Source organism: Cobetia sp. MB87 (genome assembly GCF_011319755.1).
Taxonomy (GTDB): domain Bacteria; phylum Pseudomonadota; class Gammaproteobacteria; order Pseudomonadales; family Halomonadaceae; genus Cobetia.
This window is the reverse complement of sequence record NZ_VFBC01000004.1, coordinates 113095-127878: the sequence shown is the minus strand read 5'-3', so window position 1 is coordinate 127878 and position 14784 is coordinate 113095. Positions and strand designations below refer to the sequence as shown.

The window sequence follows — 14784 nt, the reverse complement described above, 5'->3', positions numbered from 1 at the left end:
CAGCACATCAACGACTTATCAGAAGGAGACGTTCCGACATGGCAATGAACGCCAGCATCAAATGGACCGATGGTCGCCAGTTCCTCGCCGAATCCGGCAGCGGCCACAGCGTGGTCATGGACGGCAATCCGGACAACGGCGGTCGCAACACCGGCCCGCGTCCGATGGAAATGATGTTGATGGGTCTGGGCGGCTGCACCAGCTTCGATGTCATCCAGATTCTGGAAAAGGCCCGCCAGCAGGTCACCGACTGTCACGCCGAACTGAGCGCCGAGCGTGCCGATAGCGTGCCAAGCGTGTTCACGAAGATTCACGTCAAGTTCGTGGTCACCGGTCGCAACCTCAAGGAATCCCAGGTCAAGCGTGCCGTCGAGCTGTCCGCCGAGAAGTACTGCAGCGCCTCCCTGATGCTGACCGCCGGGGGTGTCGAGATCACCCACTCCTACGAAGTCATCGACATCGCGGCCTGATCACGCCTCACCCTCCCGCCCCTCAAGGCCCCGCCGACGGCGGGAGGGAGCGTACCACTCACGACATCTCGCCGGGATCGGCGGGAATTGTCGCTGGCGTGTCAGCCCTGCCTGTGCATAATACGCCCCTCAAACCGGTCGTCTCACCGGTCGTCTCGTGGCAAGGATGGTATGCAATGCTCCCTGTGAGTCATGCTGCCAGCGGCCGGGACGGGCCTTTCGAGATGTCCTCTTCGGCCCGATGCCTGCCTCTCTGACTGAATGCAATGGCGCATCGGATGTCATACCACCCTCCCATTTCAAGGAGGCCTGGACGTGAGCGATCAACTCCGCCTTCACGGGTTCAACAACCTCACCAGTTCGTTGAGCTTCAATATCTACGACATCTGCTACGCGCAGACCGAAGAGCAGCGCACGGCGTATATCGATTATATCGATGAGCTCTACAATGCCGAGCGTCTTACCCAGATCCTCAAGGATGTCACCAACATCATCGGTGCCCACGTGCTGAACATCGCACGCCAGGACTATGAGCCGCATGGTGCCAGCGTGACCATCCTGATCGCCGAGCACGAGCTGGAAGAGCAGGACGTGTCCCAGACCGCGCCGGGCCCGGGCCCGCTGCCGGAAACGGTCGTCGGCCATCTGGACAAGTCTCACGTCACGGTGCACACCTATCCCGAGTCCCACCCGGACAACGGCATCAGCACCTTCCGTCTCGATATCGATGTCTCGACCTGTGGCATGATCAGCCCGCTGAAGGCGCTGAACTATCTGATCCACAGCTTCGATTCCGATATCGTGACCATGGACTACCGCGTGCGTGGCTTCACGCGCGACGTGGATGGCAAGAAGCTGTTCATCGATCACGACATCACCTCCATCCAGGATTACCTGGCGGAAGACACCAAGCGTGCCTACCAGATGGTCGATGTGAACGTGTATCAAGAGAACATGTTCCACACCAAGATGCTGCTCAAGGACTTCGAACTGGACAACTACCTCTTCGGCACCTCGCGTCGCGAGCTGACCTTCGAGGAAGCCACCAACATCGAAGGCCGTCTGCGTCGTGAAATGCTCGAGATCTTCTACTCGCGCAACTTCGACTGATCATCGCCCGGGTGATGCACGGCAGTCGCAGCGCCTGTGTCTGCTTGCCTGACGCCTGATGACAGTATGTAAAAAGCCCCTGACACCTCACGGTGCCAGGGGCTTCTTTGTTGGTTGGTTGGCTGCCTGCCTGCCGACTCAGCGCTCGTCGACGGGGCCCTTGCGGTCTGGCGGGGCGGCATCCCCCAGGCGCTGTTCCATCTCCTCATTCACCTGGCGATGCAGCGCCTCGCGGTGGCGTTCGCGCTCAGCCAGCGACTCGCCCCGCTCCTGCGCGACCTGATCCAGTCGCTCACGCAGCTCGCGCACCTCTGTCGTCAGCTCGCTGATCTGATGGTAGAGCGCACGCGTCATGTCGCGCTGGGCACGCGCTGCGCGCGCCTCCTGCTCACTGTCATCCTCGATGAAGATCGAGCTGATATAGGCGGCGAAACTCCCGAACAGCCCCACGCCCCCGACCATCAGCAGCACCGCCACCACGCGACCGAGTGTCGTGATGGGGTAGTAGTCGCCATAGCCGACGGTGGTCACCGTCACCACTGCCCACCACAACGCCTCCTCGGCGGTATTGATGGGGCTGTCGGGATTGGGTGTCTCCACCATCAGCATGGTCAGGGCGCCGAACACCACCAGCAGCACCGTGGCAGTGGCCGCCGAGGCGAAGACCCCCTCGGCCCGGTTGCGAAACAGCAGCTTCCAGATCATTTCCATCGACTTGATGGCGCGCAGCACCCGCAGCACCTGCACCACGCGAAACAGCCTCGCGCCCTGGAAGAGCCCCGCCGGAATACAGGCCAGCAGGTCGATCCAGCCCCACTTCATGTACTCGCGCTTGCTCTTGGCACTGGCGAAGCGCTTGCAGAAATCGATGAAGAAGAACAGGCAGACCACGTAGTCCATGTACTCCAGCAGCCGCTGGACCTGCGGTGACAACTCAAAGACAAGGTCCACCACCATGGCGCCGATCACATAGATCGACAGCACCAGAATGAACAACTGAAAGGGCGTGACGCGTTCCTGCATCCGAGGGTTCTCCGTGAATGGGCTCTGGAAAGCCTACCCCATCCTCGTCGCCCTGACAGTGTGAAGACACCGCCGTCATACTTACGATGATTCATGCGTCCCGTGGTTCATGCGACCGGGACTTCATGCGTCCGATGGTTCATGCATTAGCTTCATGCGGCCAGTGGTTCATGCATCAGCCTCATGCGCCCGCATTCATGAAGCCTTGTTGCGCGACTCCTCGTCACTCGGGGGCTGGAAAGTGGACTGCTCGCTGATGTCTTCCCCACTGATGCGATCCAGAAGCTTGCGCAACTTGTGACGCTGCCTGCGTGATGACAGGCGATTGGAATCCCAGCGCTCCGGTACCAATGCGCATTCTCCATCGGCATCGTGCAGGCGGAAGGCACGCTCGACACCGATCGGATGGTCTTCACTGCCATAGATGCCGATGATACGCAGCGTCAGGCGCTGGAATTTCAGCTGCTCATTGCTGGGCCAGTGACCCTCGAGCGAGATGCCATTGCGGCGCGCCATGCGCTCGATGACTTCCGCAAAGGTACCGATATGCAGGAAGTCGCCCGAGCCCAGCGGCCCCTGACGCGTGGTATCGGAGATGCGCCACTCACTGCTGCTGGAGGCCTTTTGAGCGGACTGCTCGCTGTCGCCGTCCTGCTGATTGTCACCCTGCTCGTCACCTTCCTGATAGCTGCGTTCGAACTCGGTGACATCCATCAGCAGGCTGCCATGACTGGTATCCAGCCGCGCGATGATGTGCTCGATGAAGATCGATTCGGCACTCATGTTGCTGACGATGCACAGACTGTCGATACCCTTGGACTTGCCGCGATTGATCAGCACTCGCGGGCGACGCTGGCGACGGAAGTTGTGATACAGCAGCTGCGCGTAGACCAGCCAGATGAAGAACGAGCCGATACTGGCAATCGCCGAGATGGTTTTCGAGTGATTCGCGATCCACTCCATCATGCTGACCTCCCCTGTCAACGTTGTCTGGTGCCCCCTTTCTTGGGGACAGCGACAGGGGATTGCGAGCATTGATTTGGCGTTAAACCCCCTCGTGACTGACCTGATCTTCGCCCAACAGTGACTGCCAGAGGGTGATGACCCGCTCACGATGGGCGGCAATCACCGGGTGCTGCTCCAGCCGCATCAGGCTGCCGTGCTTTTCCAGCGCCAGGCGATGACTGACATCGCGGTAGGCCAGATAGGCCTCGCGCAGCTCGCCGGCCTGCTCGCCCGGCAGCCGTCCGCAGGACTCGAGGGTTTCCAGCAGTCGCATGTTGTCGCTCCACTCGAGCAGAGCGGGCACCTGATGACTCAGCGCCAGCACGCAGTACTGGGCGAGAAACTCGATGTCGACGATGCCGCCGGCGTCCTGCTTGAGATGGAACTGGCCGGCCTCGCGGTCCTTGGCGCTGCTGCCCAGGTGATCACGCATCTTGTGGCGCATGGTGATCACCTCCTGACGCAGCGTCTTCTCGTCCCGCTGCTGACCGAGCACCTCACGGCGCACCTCCTCGAAGGCCAGCGCCAGTGCCGGGTCTCCCGCCACGGCCCGCGCACGCACCAGCGCCTGATGCTCCCATGTCCAGGCTTGCGTGAGCTGATAGTCCCGGAAGGCCGCCAGACTCGAGACCAGTAGCCCCGAGTTGCCTGACGGACGCAGGCGCATGTCGACCTCGTAGAGCGCACCGGCCGGCGTCACCGCCGTCAGCAGGTGGATGATGCGCTGCCCCAGACGCGTGAAGAACAGTGGATTGTCCAGCGGGCGCGGGCCATCCGTCTGGCCCTTGCTGGCCGCATCATGCAGGAAGACGAGATCCAGATCCGAGCCATAGCCCAACTCGATGCCACCCAGCTTGCCGTAGCCGACGATCACGAAGCTGCCACTCAGGCTGTCGCCAGTGATCGGCTGGCCATCGCGCCCGATGGGGAAACCATGCTTGCGGGTCAGGGTCTTCCACGCCATCGCCAGCACCTGTTCCAGCACCACCTCGGCGATGAAGGTCAGATAGTCGCTGACCTTCATCAGCGGGCGGGCACCGGCGATATCGGAGGCCGCCACGTGCAACACCTGGGCGTGGCGGAACACCCGCAAGGCCTCGAGCAACGCCTCTTCATCATCTTCGGGAATACGCGAAAGCGCGGTGCGCAGCTCATCGGCGAGGCGCGTCTTGTCGGCGGGTGAGTACAGATTGTGCGGGTGCAGCAACTCATCGAGCAGCACCGGATAGCGCGCCAGCTGTTCGGCGATCCAGGGGCTTGCCGCACACAGGCGCATCAACTGCGCCAGCGCATCCGGATTCTCGCGCAGCAGCGCCAGATAGGCCGTCCGCCGCAATACCGCCTCGATCAGCGGCAACACGCGCTCCAGCACTCGGCTGGCATCGTGCTCGCCGGGCTTTTCCGGGTCGCCCGCCGCCGAGCCCAGCGCCTGCAGCAAAGGCGGCATCAGCGCATCGAGACGATCAAAGCCGATGCGCTGCATGCCCTGTACCGCCCGTGACCGCCGCAGACTGTCGAGACGCCGGAAACTCTCGGCCGCACTCTCAAAGCCGCTCTCGGCGAGCAGTGCCTCGCCCTCCTCCGCCGTCAGCTCGCCACGCCACAGTGCTCGCCACTCATCCAGCGCCTGCTGGCCTTCGCCCTGCTCGGCCTCGTCGTCTTCCGGCGCGGCAATCACGTTGTCGAAGTGATGGCGGATGCGCTTGCGCACTTCTTCCAGCCGCGCGGTGAGCGCCTCCCAGTCGGGCAGGTTCATGGCCAGAGCGAGGCGCTCGCGACCCAGCGGATCCAGCGGCAATGTCTGGGTCTGGCGGTCGGCCTGGGCCTGCAGGGCGTGCTCAAGATCGCGCAGGAAGACGTAGTCCGGCACCAACTCATCCACGACCGCCTGCGGCAGCAACCCCAGGGCTGGCAGGCGCGCAAAGGCCTGCTTGAGCGAGGTGACCTGCAATTCCGACTCACGCCCGCCCCGAATCAGCTGGAAGGCCTGGGCGACGAATTCCACCTCGCGAATGCCGCCGGAGCCGAGCTTGATGTTGTCGGACAGTCCGCGCCGCTTGACCTCGCGATTGATCATCGCCTTCATCTCGCGCAGCGACTCGATGGCGCCGAAATCCAGATACTTGCGATAGACGAAGGGCCGCAGGTGCGCGATCAGGCGCTCGCCGGCAGCGACACTGCCCGCCACCGGGCGCGCCTTGAGCATCGCGTAACGCTCCCATTCGCGGCCCTGATCCTGGTAGTAGCTGGCCAGCATCGAGAAACTGCCGACCAGTGGCCCGCCGTCCCCCAGCGGACGCAGCCGCATGTCGACGCGGAACACGAAGCCATCGGCGGTCATCGCGTCCAGCGCGGCAATCAGCTTCTGGCCGAGACGCGTGAAATATTCCTGATGATCCAGAGACTTGCGACCGCCCGATGTCTCGCCCTTGTCGGGGAAGGCGAAGATCAGATCGATATCGGAGGAGAGGTTGAGCTCGCCGGCGCCCAGCTTGCCCATGCCGAGCACCACCAGCCGCTGCGGCTCGCCGAAGCGGTCCGGCGCGGGGCGGCCATAACGCGGCTCAAGCGAGGCTTCCAGCCAGCCAAGCGCGCCCTCGAGAGTGACTTCGGCGAGGTGCGAGACCGCCGCCGCGGTCTGCCACATGTCGGCGCCGTTGAGGTCGCGCCACACGATGCCCAGCATGCGCAGCTGGCGGAAACGCCGCAGCACCTGCTGCATCGCCTTCTCATCTTCGGCACTGATGAGACCTGCGGCGAGGCGCTCGGTGAGCTGCGCGACCGGCAAGGCACGCTCCAGCTCGCCGCTCTCGAGCAGCTCGGACAGCAGTTCAGGGCGGCGGCACAGCGTCTCCAGCGCGAAGTCGGACAGCGTGATCAGACGTCCAAGCTGGCTGCGCTGACGCTTATCGAGGGCCAGAAAGGTCGCCAGCGGAGAGCTGTCATCGCCACGCATCTCGCTGAGGTTCTCAGCCTGGGTCAGGCTCTCTTCGAGGCGCTCTTGGGCTACGTGCAGGGCGCTCTCGAGCGTGGCACGGCTGTCAGCCGACTGCTCGGCCAGCAGCGATGACGGCGCAAGGAAATCAGCGGGCAACAGTGGGCGGGACTGCGCGGGGGATGGCTGGGGCATGGTCGTCTCCTTCGATCCAGCCCTCAGCATAACGGAGGCCGCAGGCACATGACACGACCCAGCCCACTGAGCCTCCAATGATGAGATCGGGGCGAAGTCGCTCAGCCGAACAGCTTGTCGTAGAGCAAGGTACCCCAGGTCAGGCCAGCGAAGATCAGGCTGATCATCACCGCCGCCGAGCCCATGTCCTTGGCGCGCCCGGACAGTTCATGGAATTCCGGGCCGATGCGGTCAATCGCGGATTCCACCGCCGAGTTGAGCAGTTCGACCATCAGCACGATCAGCGTGGAGCCGACCAGCAGCAGCCACTCGACATGCGAGTCACCGATCCACCAGGCAAACGGCAGCAGCAAGGCGCACAGCACGATCTCCTGGCGGAAGGCCTCTTCGTTGCTCCAGGCAGCCTTGAGCCCCTTGAGCGAGTAACGCGCGGAATGCTTGAGGTGGGTCAAGCCGGTATGCCGTGATTTCATCTTCGGGTCTCGTACAGAAGCAGCACGGAGGCTGCAAAGGCCGATCTTTCAATCGGACGACGTCTGCCAGCAACACGCCTCGGGAGAGCTCGCAGCACACCGGCCAGCGACAGCGCAGCGCTGCCTGCGCGATTTTCACGACCAAAGGCTACCCGAGACCTCACCGACGGGCGTGCTCTAATACCGCCAGGCGCTCGATGACGGCGGCGATGATAGCAAAGCACACGCTGAAGCGGCATTGCCGATCCCGTCCTCCAACAACAAATCAACGCCGGAAACTGCCCATGTCTTCGCTATCACATGACACACGCCAGACACTCAGCCGCGGACTGGCGCGCAACTTCCTCGGCCAGTCGCCACGCTGGTACAAGCAGTTGATGTGCCTGTTTCTGATCACCAATCCGCTGCTGCTGTGGTTCAGCGGCCCGCAGGGTGGCGTGATCGTCGGCTGGCTGCTGCTGGGGGAATTCATCTTCACGCTGGCGATGGCGCTCAAGTGCTATCCCCTCCAGCCGGGCGGTCTGCTGGCACTGGAGGCCGTCGTCATCGGCATGGCCTCGCCGGAGGCCATCATGCAGGAGATGGAGCGCAACCTGCCGGTGATCCTGCTGCTGATGTTCATGGTGGCCGGCATCTACTTCATGAAGCCGCTGCTGCTGTATGCCTTCACCAAGATCATCCTCGGCGTGCGCTCCAAGACCTGGCTGTCGCTGATGTTCTGTCTCTCCAGCGCCCTGCTGTCCGCCTTTCTCGACGCCTTGACGGTGACGGCGGTGATCATCGGTATCGCGGTGGGCTTCTACTCCGTCTACCACAAGGTGGCCTCGGGCAAGCATTTCGATACCCAGCATGATCATGCCAATGATGTCAGTGTCGAAGCCGTGCACAGTGAAGACCTCGAGGATTTCCGCGGATTTCTGCGCTCGCTGCTGATGCATGGCGCGGTGGGAACCGCCTTGGGAGGCGTCAGCACCATGATCGGCGAGCCGCAGAATCTGGTGATCGCCAAGGCCGCCGAATGGGACTTCGTCGACTTCTTCCTCGCCATGGCGCCGGTCACCGTGCCGACCTTCTTCGCCGGCCTCGCCCTGTGCGTGCTGCTGGAACGTGGCCGCTGGTTCGGCTACGGCCAGCGCCTGCCCGCCAGCGTGCGACGCATTCTCGAGGATTATGACCATCATCAGGATTCACGGCGTACGCCACGGGAGCGCGCCGCGCTGATCGTGCAGGCCGTGGTAGCCGTGCTGCTGGTATTGGCGCTGGCATTGCATATGGCAGAGGTCGGGCTGATCGGACTGGCGGTGATCATCCTGCTGACCGCCGGCAATGGCATTACCGATGAGCACCAGATCGGCCGCGCCTTCCAGGAATCGCTGCCCTTCACCTCACTGCTGGTGGTGTTCTTCACCATCGTCGCGGTCATCCACGAGCAGCATCTGTTCCAGCCGTTCATCCAGTGGGTACTCAGTCTGCCCATCGAAGAACAGGCCGGCGCGCTGTTCCTGGCCAACGGGCTGCTGTCGGCCATCTCGGACAATGTCTTCGTGGCCACGGTGTACATCACCCAGGTCAAGAACGAGTTCGTGGCCGGCAACATCAGCCGCGAGCATTTCCATGCGCTGGCGGTCGCGGTGAACACCGGCACCAACCTGCCCAGCGTTGCGACCCCCAACGGCCAGGCGGCGTTCCTGTTCCTGCTCACCTCCGCCATCGCGCCGCTGGTCAGACTCTCCTACGGGCGCATGGTGTGGATGGCGTTGCCCTACACGGTGCTGATGACGCTGGTCGGGCTGGCCACCGTGCGCAGCTTCATCTGATCAGCGGCCCCGGTTGCGTCAGTCTCATCCCAATGTCGATATCCCGAGACTTCCCCGCAGCGTCGCTTGCAGGCACTGTGAGATGGCGCATCTCACGCCAGACGCCGTGACACCTTCACGCAGGAAGAGCGCCAACACCAACGCCAATCACGAGGAGACTGCCATGTCCCGCGCACTGATGCTGCACGACGAGACCCCACGCGCCCGAGTCGTCGAACTCTCCGATGATCAGCTGCCTGACCTGCCTGTCACGGTGGCCATCGAGCGTTCCGGTCTCAACTACAAGGACGCGCTGGCCATCACCGGCCGTGGCAAGATCGTGCGCGAGCTGCCCTTCGTGCCGGGCATCGATTTCGCGGGACGCGTCGAGGCCTCCGACTCGCCGGACTATCAGCCGGGCGATGAGGTCATCCTGACCGGCTGGGGCGTGGGCGAACGCCATTGGGGCGGCCTGGCCGAGCGCATGCGCGTCAAGCCCGAGTGGCTGGTCAAGCGCCCTACCAATCTGAGCGCCGAGCAGGCCATGGCCTTCGGCACCGCCGGCCTGACCGCCATGCTGTGCGTGATGCGTCTCGAGGAGGCCGGTCTGACGCCCGAGCAGGGCCCGATCATCGTCACCGGCGCCACCGGTGGGGTCGGCAGCTGGGCCGTGCAGATGCTGGCAGGGCAAGGCTTCGAGGTTCACGCGGTCAGCGGCAAGGCCGAGCAGCGTGAATGGCTTGAGTCACTGGGCGCGAGTGAGGTCCATCTGCGCAGTGATTTCGAGGACAAGGGCCGTCCGCTGGAAAAGAGCCGCTGGGCAGGCGCCGTGGATACCGCCGGTGGCCAGGTGCTGGCCAATCTGCTGGCGCAGATGAATTACGATGGCAAGGTGGCGGCCGTGGGCCTCGCGGCGGGCGCCGACCTGCCCACCAGCGTGATGCCGTTCATCCTGCGCGGCGTCTCGTTGCTGGGCGTCGATAGCGTCATGATCAACGCAGAGCGCCGTCAACAGGTCTGGCAGCGTCTGGCCGACCTGCCGGACGAGATGCACGCCCAGATGCAGCTCAAGACGGTCGGTCTGGAAGGCCTGGCCGAACGTGCCGAGGCGATGATCGACGGACGCGTCAGCGGTCGCGTGCTGCTCGATCCGACGCGCTGAAGGCACTCGACGCACGACCCGCGACGGAAAATTTGCCCTCGCAGCGCCAGAAACGCTTCAAGTCCTTGATTGTTGCGGTGCAATAGCGATTTTGGCGTTAGCCAACACCGTCACACAACGCTATGCTCTTGTTATCTCGTTGCGCCCTGTCGAGCGTCCCGAGTGCCCTCCCCTCAGCCATGCCGGGCGTGTGGAGGTCCACCCCGCCTTCGGGCGGGGTTTTTTGTGTCTGTCACTCAGGCCATGAACACGAAAGCCCCGCCGATTGGCGGGGCTTTCGTGTTCATGCGCGCGATCAGGAGCTCAGTTACGCTCGATCATCGCGGTCAGGTCCTCGGCGACCGGGTCCAGCACCTGCGGCCAGGACAGATAAGGCACCGCCGCCCGCCCATTGACCATCACCGCGAAAGCACCCCAGCGGCCACTTTGCGTGCGGAAGTATCCCGAGATGGCCCGCACCGGCACCGGATTGTTGAGCGTGCCCGTCTTGACCATCACGTGATTGCGGAAGGTCTCGCTGCCACGCCGGATGAAGCGCATCGGGCCATTGACCGGTGCCTGCAGGCCCGCCACGAAGGTGGGGAACAGCGCCGGGCGGTGATACATGCTGTCGAGCAACGCCACCAGCCCACTGACGCTGGTGCGGTTCTGGGAGGTCAGGCCGCTGCCGGAATACATCGTCAGCGGGCCGTGACCGGGAATCGCGCTGGCGAAGGTCTCGAGCTTGGCGCCGCCCTGGCGCAAGGTGGCCTGACTGCCGCCGACCAGCGCCAGCGTCAGCTGGTCCGCCATGAAGTTGTTGGAGTAGTTGAGCATGCGCGTCAGCAACTCCTGCATCGGCTTGCCTTCGACGCTACCGAGCTGCGCGGCGCTGGAGGGCGGCGCCGTCGAGGTGATGTCCACCCCGCCGGTCACCGTGATCCCGGCGCGCGCCAGGATGTCGCGCATCAGCTCACCGGTGTACAGCGCAGGATTGGAGACGGCGCGGTAGATGCTGCGCGGCTGGCTGTCGGCGGCGATGGTGCCGGTGACGACCAGCGTATCGCGACCATTGCTGGTGGTACGGCGGGCATTGATGGCGCTCTTGCCTCCCGCGCCGACCGTGGTGACCTGGTTGTCGAAGATCTCGGTGGGCTGGGTGGTGTCGCAGCTGGCCAGTCGCGCCGGCGCCTGACTGCCCGCGCCCGGCATCACCTTGACGCACCAGCTGGCATAGTTGCTGGCCGCGGACGACAACAGCGCATCATAGGCATTGCTGGAACGACGCGAGGCATTGCAGCGATCGGTACTGATGCAGGGCACCGGCCCGAAACGCCACTGGCTGATCAGCAGGCGCCCTTCGACACGGCGAATGCCCCGAAAGCGCAACTCCTCGGTCAGCCGCCACAGCTCTTCACTGGTCAGCGCCGGGTCGCCGCTGCCCTCGAGTACCAGGTCACCGGTCAAGACGCCGCCGCTGATCGTGCCCGTGCTGCGCAGACGCGTGGAGAAACGGTACTGCGGGCCGAAGCGGTCCAGCGCCGCACCGGCGATATAGAGCTTGGAGAGCGAAGCCGGCGTCAGTTGCTGGTCGGGATTGACCGAGGCCAGCGTCTCGCCGGTATCGAGCATGCGCGCCTGGGCACTGACGATGAAGCCCTTGTCAGTCAGTCGCGTCAGGTTGTCAAAACCCGCCGCCTGCGCCGGGCCCGCCACGACAAGCGTCGCACCGGCCGCCATGGCCAGTCGGCGCAGCGAGCGCGTGAAACGTAGCGACTTGCCCGCTACTGCGAGGCGCGCCGCCTTCAGCAAGGGCAACAGGGGAGACAGTCGGGAGGGTCGCGCAGAGGTCGGTGCAGTGCGAAATAGGGGCATGAGGCATCCAGTGACGTCGTCGGTGAGCATCCATGTCACAGCCGGGAGGCGCCGTGATGCCCCTAGCTTAATGAGGACTGGCGCTGGAAAACAGATGCAGGACGGCGACACCGCCCACGATCATCGCCAACCCCAGGATGGCCGGCAGGTCCGGCATCTCGCGATAGACCACCGCACCGAACACGGTGACCAGCACGATGCCGAGCCCGGACCACACCGCATAGGTCACGCCCAGCGGCAGGTCACGCAGTACCAGCGTCAGGAAATAGAAGGCGATGCCGTAGCCCACCACCACGATCATGCTGGGGCCGAGTCGCGAAAAGGACTCGGAGGCCTTGAGCGCGCTGGTCGCGACGACCTCCGCCAGTATGGCCACTGCCAGGAAGACATAACTCATCGAATCACCTCGTATTGTGGGGTGCCAGCTGCTGCTCACGCGCGGCCTTGCGCGCCAGCAGACGACTCATCACGGCATCGAACAGCGGATTGAAGATCATGGCCCAGACCAGGAAGAAGGCAACGAAGCCCAGATCCAGCAGCAATGCCTGCCACAGCCCCAGGTCGAGCCAGGCGGACACGATGAAGACGGTCACCAGTACCAGGCCGAGCTCGAAGCCGAGCGCCTGAACGATGCGCTGGGTCGCGCTGCGCTGGCGGGTCGGTACCCAGCGATCGAACATCCAGTTCCAGACCGTACTCCAGATCACCGCCAGTGTGGACATCACCACCGCCAGACTGCCCATGCTCGCCAGGTCATGCCCCGTGACCAGCGCCGACAGCGGCGCCACGAGCAGGATGCCGCCCAATTCCAGCAATCCTGCCTGGGCCAGACGTTCTTTCTTGGAACGCATGTCATACCTCCTCTCGATCACCGCGTGTGATGCCGGATGGGCTGGACGACGCGGATGGAGGAGGCATTCTAGAGAGATACAAGATGGTTTAAAGTTGGTATCCATCCATTATTCAGATGGATCAAGGCGCGAGGCGAGGCAATGAACTGGACACTGGAGCAACTGCAGACACTGCGCTGCGTGGCGGAGACAGGCTCGTTCTCGGCGGCAGCGCGGCGTCTGGGTCGCGCGCAGTCCGCGGTCAGCACCGCCATCGCCAACCTGGAGCTGGACCTGGGCTGCGAGCTGTTCGATCGCCGCCCTCGCACGCCGGTGTTGACGCCCGCGGGCGAGGCCATGCTGCATGAAGCCAACAGCGTGCTGATGCAGTGCCAGCGCCTGGAGGCACGCGCCCGCACCCTCAGCCAGGGGCTGGAAGCCAGCCTGACGCTGGCGATCGATGAGGCGCTGGTGGAGATGCCGCCGGTGATGGCGGTGCTGGAAAAGATGGCGGTGCAATACCCGACGCTGACGCTGAATCTGCTCAATGGCGCGCAGGATGAGGTGGCCCGCTGGGTGGAGCAGCACCAGGCCAATCTCGGCATCCTGTTCTATCAACCGCTGGGTGTCATGGCGCTGGAGCGCGAGGCGTTGGGACGACTGGAGCAGGTGCTGATCGTGGCACGCGATCACCCGCTGGCCCAGCTCGAGAGCCCGACCCACAGTGACCTGGCCGATCACCGACAGCTGATGATAGGCCAACGCCAGCAACTGGAACCCGGCCACGAGGGGCCGCGCTCACAGCGCTTCTGGCAGCTCAACAGCTTCTATGCGATGGCTGAGCTCACGACGCGCGGACTGGGCTGGGCGCAGGTTCCGCGCCATATCGCCCACTACCCGCCCTTCCAGCAGCGTCTGAAGATTCTGGACTTGAGCGCACTGGGCGCCACCGCTGATATCGATATCGAACTGATCTCGCGTCGCGACAGCCCTCGCGGCCCCGCGGCCAGCTGGCTGCGCCAGTCCCTGCGCGACACCTTCTACAACAGCCACGCCGCTATCGCCAATCAGAACCTGCCACCGGCGTGATTCGCGTCAGACCTGCAGCGGGTAGCGCTCGGGCGTGTGTTCCAGCTGGCATTCGAGTCGCCACAGCGCCTGGCCAGACTCGTGATACTTGCGCTCGAAGTGCGTCAGATAATCGCCCTGCGGCTCGAAGGCGTACGCCGTCACCTCGATACCGGTGGCATACCCGATGGCCTGGGCGAATTCCCGAGCGTAGATCTCCCAGTTGGTGCGCAGCTCCAGCTGACCGCCCAGCGCCATGATGATCGGGAATACCGGGTGGCCCTGCCAGCGCATCTTGAGATGGCGCGCCTTGGGATAAGGATTGGGGTACAGCAGGGTGTGGTGCGCAGGTGCCCAGCCCGCAGCGAGCGCCAGGCGCCAGAAGTCGACGAGGTCCGCGCGCACCAGCAAGGCGTTGTCCGGCAGCTCGCCATGCTTGCGACTGAGACGGTCTTCGCTGCGGTCCACGCCGATGACGGCATGATCCGGATGCGCCAGTGCCAGTTGACGCGTCGATCGCCCGACGCCGCAGCCACTGTCCAGCCACAGGGGCTTCGCCTGAGCCGACAACCACTGTTGCGCTTGCAGGAACGCTGCGCGGGTATGTTCCGCCACGGGTTTGCGCAGCGGGTGCGCCATCGCACGGCGCACGCGACGCTCGATATCCTCGTGGGGGCCGGTCTGGGGAGAATCGATCTGGCGGGAGTTGGCGTACATCAGCAGTTCCGATAGCAACGGGCAGGAAAATCACGCGCGGAGTCTAGCAGATGCGCCTGCATCGGGCTGCGCCATATGGCGTACAGCCCATCTGATGCTGTCGGTACAAAAAGGCCTGAACACAAAAAAAGGCGCCTGCCTCGCGG

At 64.0% G+C, this 14784-nt stretch carries 13 protein-coding genes; 5 read left to right on the top strand and 8 right to left on the bottom strand.

Going from position 1 to position 14784, the window contains the following annotated elements:
* Nucleotides 1–44 precede the first annotated feature (44 nt).
* Both CDPAHKCJ_RS03160 and speD read left to right on the top strand, forming a co-directional pair.
* The gene (locus tag CDPAHKCJ_RS03160) at nucleotides 45–470 is read left to right on the top strand and encodes an OsmC family protein (protein ID WP_166018699.1); all 426 of its coding nucleotides are present in this window, start codon (nucleotides 45–47) and stop codon (nucleotides 468–470) included.
* Between the two features lie 315 nt (nucleotides 471–785).
* Nucleotides 786–1580 (top strand): adenosylmethionine decarboxylase, encoded by a 795-nt coding sequence (speD, locus tag CDPAHKCJ_RS03155; protein WP_043334620.1) that lies wholly within the window; start codon nucleotides 786–788, stop codon nucleotides 1578–1580.
* A gap of 138 nt (nucleotides 1581–1718) precedes the next feature.
* Here the strand turns inward: speD and CDPAHKCJ_RS13445 are convergent, their stop codons facing one another.
* The 4 genes from CDPAHKCJ_RS13445 to CDPAHKCJ_RS03135 form a co-directional block, all read right to left on the bottom strand.
* Nucleotides 1719–2603, bottom strand: coding sequence for an ion transporter (locus tag CDPAHKCJ_RS13445; protein ID WP_166018671.1), 885 nt, complete (start codon nucleotides 2601–2603; stop codon nucleotides 1719–1721).
* A gap of 195 nt (nucleotides 2604–2798) precedes the next feature.
* Nucleotides 2799–3569, bottom strand: coding sequence for a hypothetical protein (locus CDPAHKCJ_RS03145; RefSeq protein WP_166018670.1), 771 nt, complete (start codon nucleotides 3567–3569; stop codon nucleotides 2799–2801).
* 79 nt (nucleotides 3570–3648) lie between these two features.
* The gene (gene glnE / locus CDPAHKCJ_RS03140) at nucleotides 3649–6738 is read right to left on the bottom strand and encodes a bifunctional [glutamate--ammonia ligase]-adenylyl-L-tyrosine phosphorylase/[glutamate--ammonia-ligase] adenylyltransferase (protein WP_166018669.1); all 3090 of its coding nucleotides are present in this window, start codon (nucleotides 6736–6738) and stop codon (nucleotides 3649–3651) included.
* A 101-nt stretch (nucleotides 6739–6839) separates the two neighbouring features.
* Entirely contained in the window at nucleotides 6840–7211 is a 372-nt protein-coding gene (locus tag CDPAHKCJ_RS03135; RefSeq protein WP_043334615.1) for a diacylglycerol kinase, read from the bottom strand.
* Nucleotides 7212–7495: 284 nt separating this feature from the next.
* Here CDPAHKCJ_RS03135 and nhaB point away from each other — a divergent pair, with 284 nt between their 5' ends.
* On the top strand, nucleotides 7496–9028 hold the full coding sequence (gene nhaB / locus CDPAHKCJ_RS03130) for a sodium/proton antiporter NhaB (RefSeq protein WP_166018668.1): 1533 nt from the start codon (nucleotides 7496–7498) through the stop codon (nucleotides 9026–9028).
* A 163-nt stretch (nucleotides 9029–9191) separates the two neighbouring features.
* A complete protein-coding gene (locus tag CDPAHKCJ_RS03125) occupies nucleotides 9192–10169 on the top strand; it encodes an MDR family oxidoreductase (protein WP_166018667.1) in 978 nt (325 codons plus the stop codon).
* 303 nt (nucleotides 10170–10472) lie between these two features.
* Here the strand turns inward: CDPAHKCJ_RS03125 and dacB are convergent, their stop codons facing one another.
* From dacB to CDPAHKCJ_RS03110, 3 genes are all read right to left on the bottom strand, one after another.
* Entirely contained in the window at nucleotides 10473–12023 is a 1551-nt protein-coding gene (gene dacB, locus CDPAHKCJ_RS03120) for a D-alanyl-D-alanine carboxypeptidase/D-alanyl-D-alanine-endopeptidase (protein ID WP_240916636.1), read from the bottom strand.
* A 67-nt stretch (nucleotides 12024–12090) separates the two neighbouring features.
* Nucleotides 12091–12420 carry a multidrug efflux SMR transporter gene (locus tag CDPAHKCJ_RS03115; RefSeq protein WP_166018666.1) on the bottom strand — a complete coding sequence of 110 codons (330 nt, stop codon included), beginning with the start codon at nucleotides 12418–12420 and terminating at the stop codon, nucleotides 12091–12093.
* A gap of 4 nt (nucleotides 12421–12424) precedes the next feature.
* A complete protein-coding gene (locus tag CDPAHKCJ_RS03110; RefSeq protein WP_166018665.1) occupies nucleotides 12425–12874 on the bottom strand; it encodes a PACE efflux transporter in 450 nt (149 codons plus the stop codon).
* Nucleotides 12875–13015: 141 nt separating this feature from the next.
* Between CDPAHKCJ_RS03110 and CDPAHKCJ_RS03105 the strand changes: the two genes are divergently transcribed.
* Nucleotides 13016–13942, top strand: coding sequence for a LysR family transcriptional regulator (locus CDPAHKCJ_RS03105; protein WP_166018664.1), 927 nt, complete (start codon nucleotides 13016–13018; stop codon nucleotides 13940–13942).
* Nucleotides 13943–13948: 6 nt separating this feature from the next.
* Here the strand turns inward: CDPAHKCJ_RS03105 and CDPAHKCJ_RS03100 are convergent, their stop codons facing one another.
* Nucleotides 13949–14638: an SAM-dependent methyltransferase gene (locus CDPAHKCJ_RS03100; RefSeq protein WP_166018663.1), complete on the bottom strand. Its 690-nt coding sequence runs from the start codon at nucleotides 14636–14638 to the stop codon at nucleotides 13949–13951.
* Nucleotides 14639–14784 lie beyond the last annotated feature (146 nt).

What these genes read in the sequence shown, in the direction of transcription:
- CDPAHKCJ_RS03115 (WP_166018666.1), bottom strand. Translation starts at nt 12,420, where the DNA reads ATGAGTTATGTCTTCCTGGCAGTGGCCATACTGGCGGAGGTCGTCGCG.
- CDPAHKCJ_RS13445 (WP_166018671.1), bottom strand. Translation starts at nt 2,603, where the DNA reads ATGCAGGAACGCGTCACGCCCTTTCAGTTGTTCATTCTGGTGCTGTCG.
- CDPAHKCJ_RS03145 (WP_166018670.1), bottom strand. Translation starts at nt 3,569, where the DNA reads ATGATGGAGTGGATCGCGAATCACTCGAAAACCATCTCGGCGATTGCC.
- CDPAHKCJ_RS03105 (WP_166018664.1), top strand. Translation starts at nt 13,016, where the DNA reads ATGAACTGGACACTGGAGCAACTGCAGACACTGCGCTGCGTGGCGGAG.
- CDPAHKCJ_RS03110 (WP_166018665.1), bottom strand. Translation starts at nt 12,874, where the DNA reads ATGCGTTCCAAGAAAGAACGTCTGGCCCAGGCAGGATTGCTGGAATTG.
- nhaB (WP_166018668.1), top strand. Translation starts at nt 7,496, where the DNA reads ATGTCTTCGCTATCACATGACACACGCCAGACACTCAGCCGCGGACTG.
- glnE (WP_166018669.1), bottom strand. Translation starts at nt 6,738, where the DNA reads ATGCCCCAGCCATCCCCCGCGCAGTCCCGCCCACTGTTGCCCGCTGAT.
- CDPAHKCJ_RS03135 (WP_043334615.1), bottom strand. Translation starts at nt 7,211, where the DNA reads ATGAAATCACGGCATACCGGCTTGACCCACCTCAAGCATTCCGCGCGT.
- dacB (WP_240916636.1), bottom strand. Translation starts at nt 12,023, where the DNA reads ATGCCCCTATTTCGCACTGCACCGACCTCTGCGCGACCCTCCCGACTG.
- CDPAHKCJ_RS03125 (WP_166018667.1), top strand. Translation starts at nt 9,192, where the DNA reads ATGTCCCGCGCACTGATGCTGCACGACGAGACCCCACGCGCCCGAGTC.
- CDPAHKCJ_RS03100 (WP_166018663.1), bottom strand. Translation starts at nt 14,638, where the DNA reads ATGTACGCCAACTCCCGCCAGATCGATTCTCCCCAGACCGGCCCCCAC.
- CDPAHKCJ_RS03160 (WP_166018699.1), top strand. Translation starts at nt 45, where the DNA reads ATGAACGCCAGCATCAAATGGACCGATGGTCGCCAGTTCCTCGCCGAA.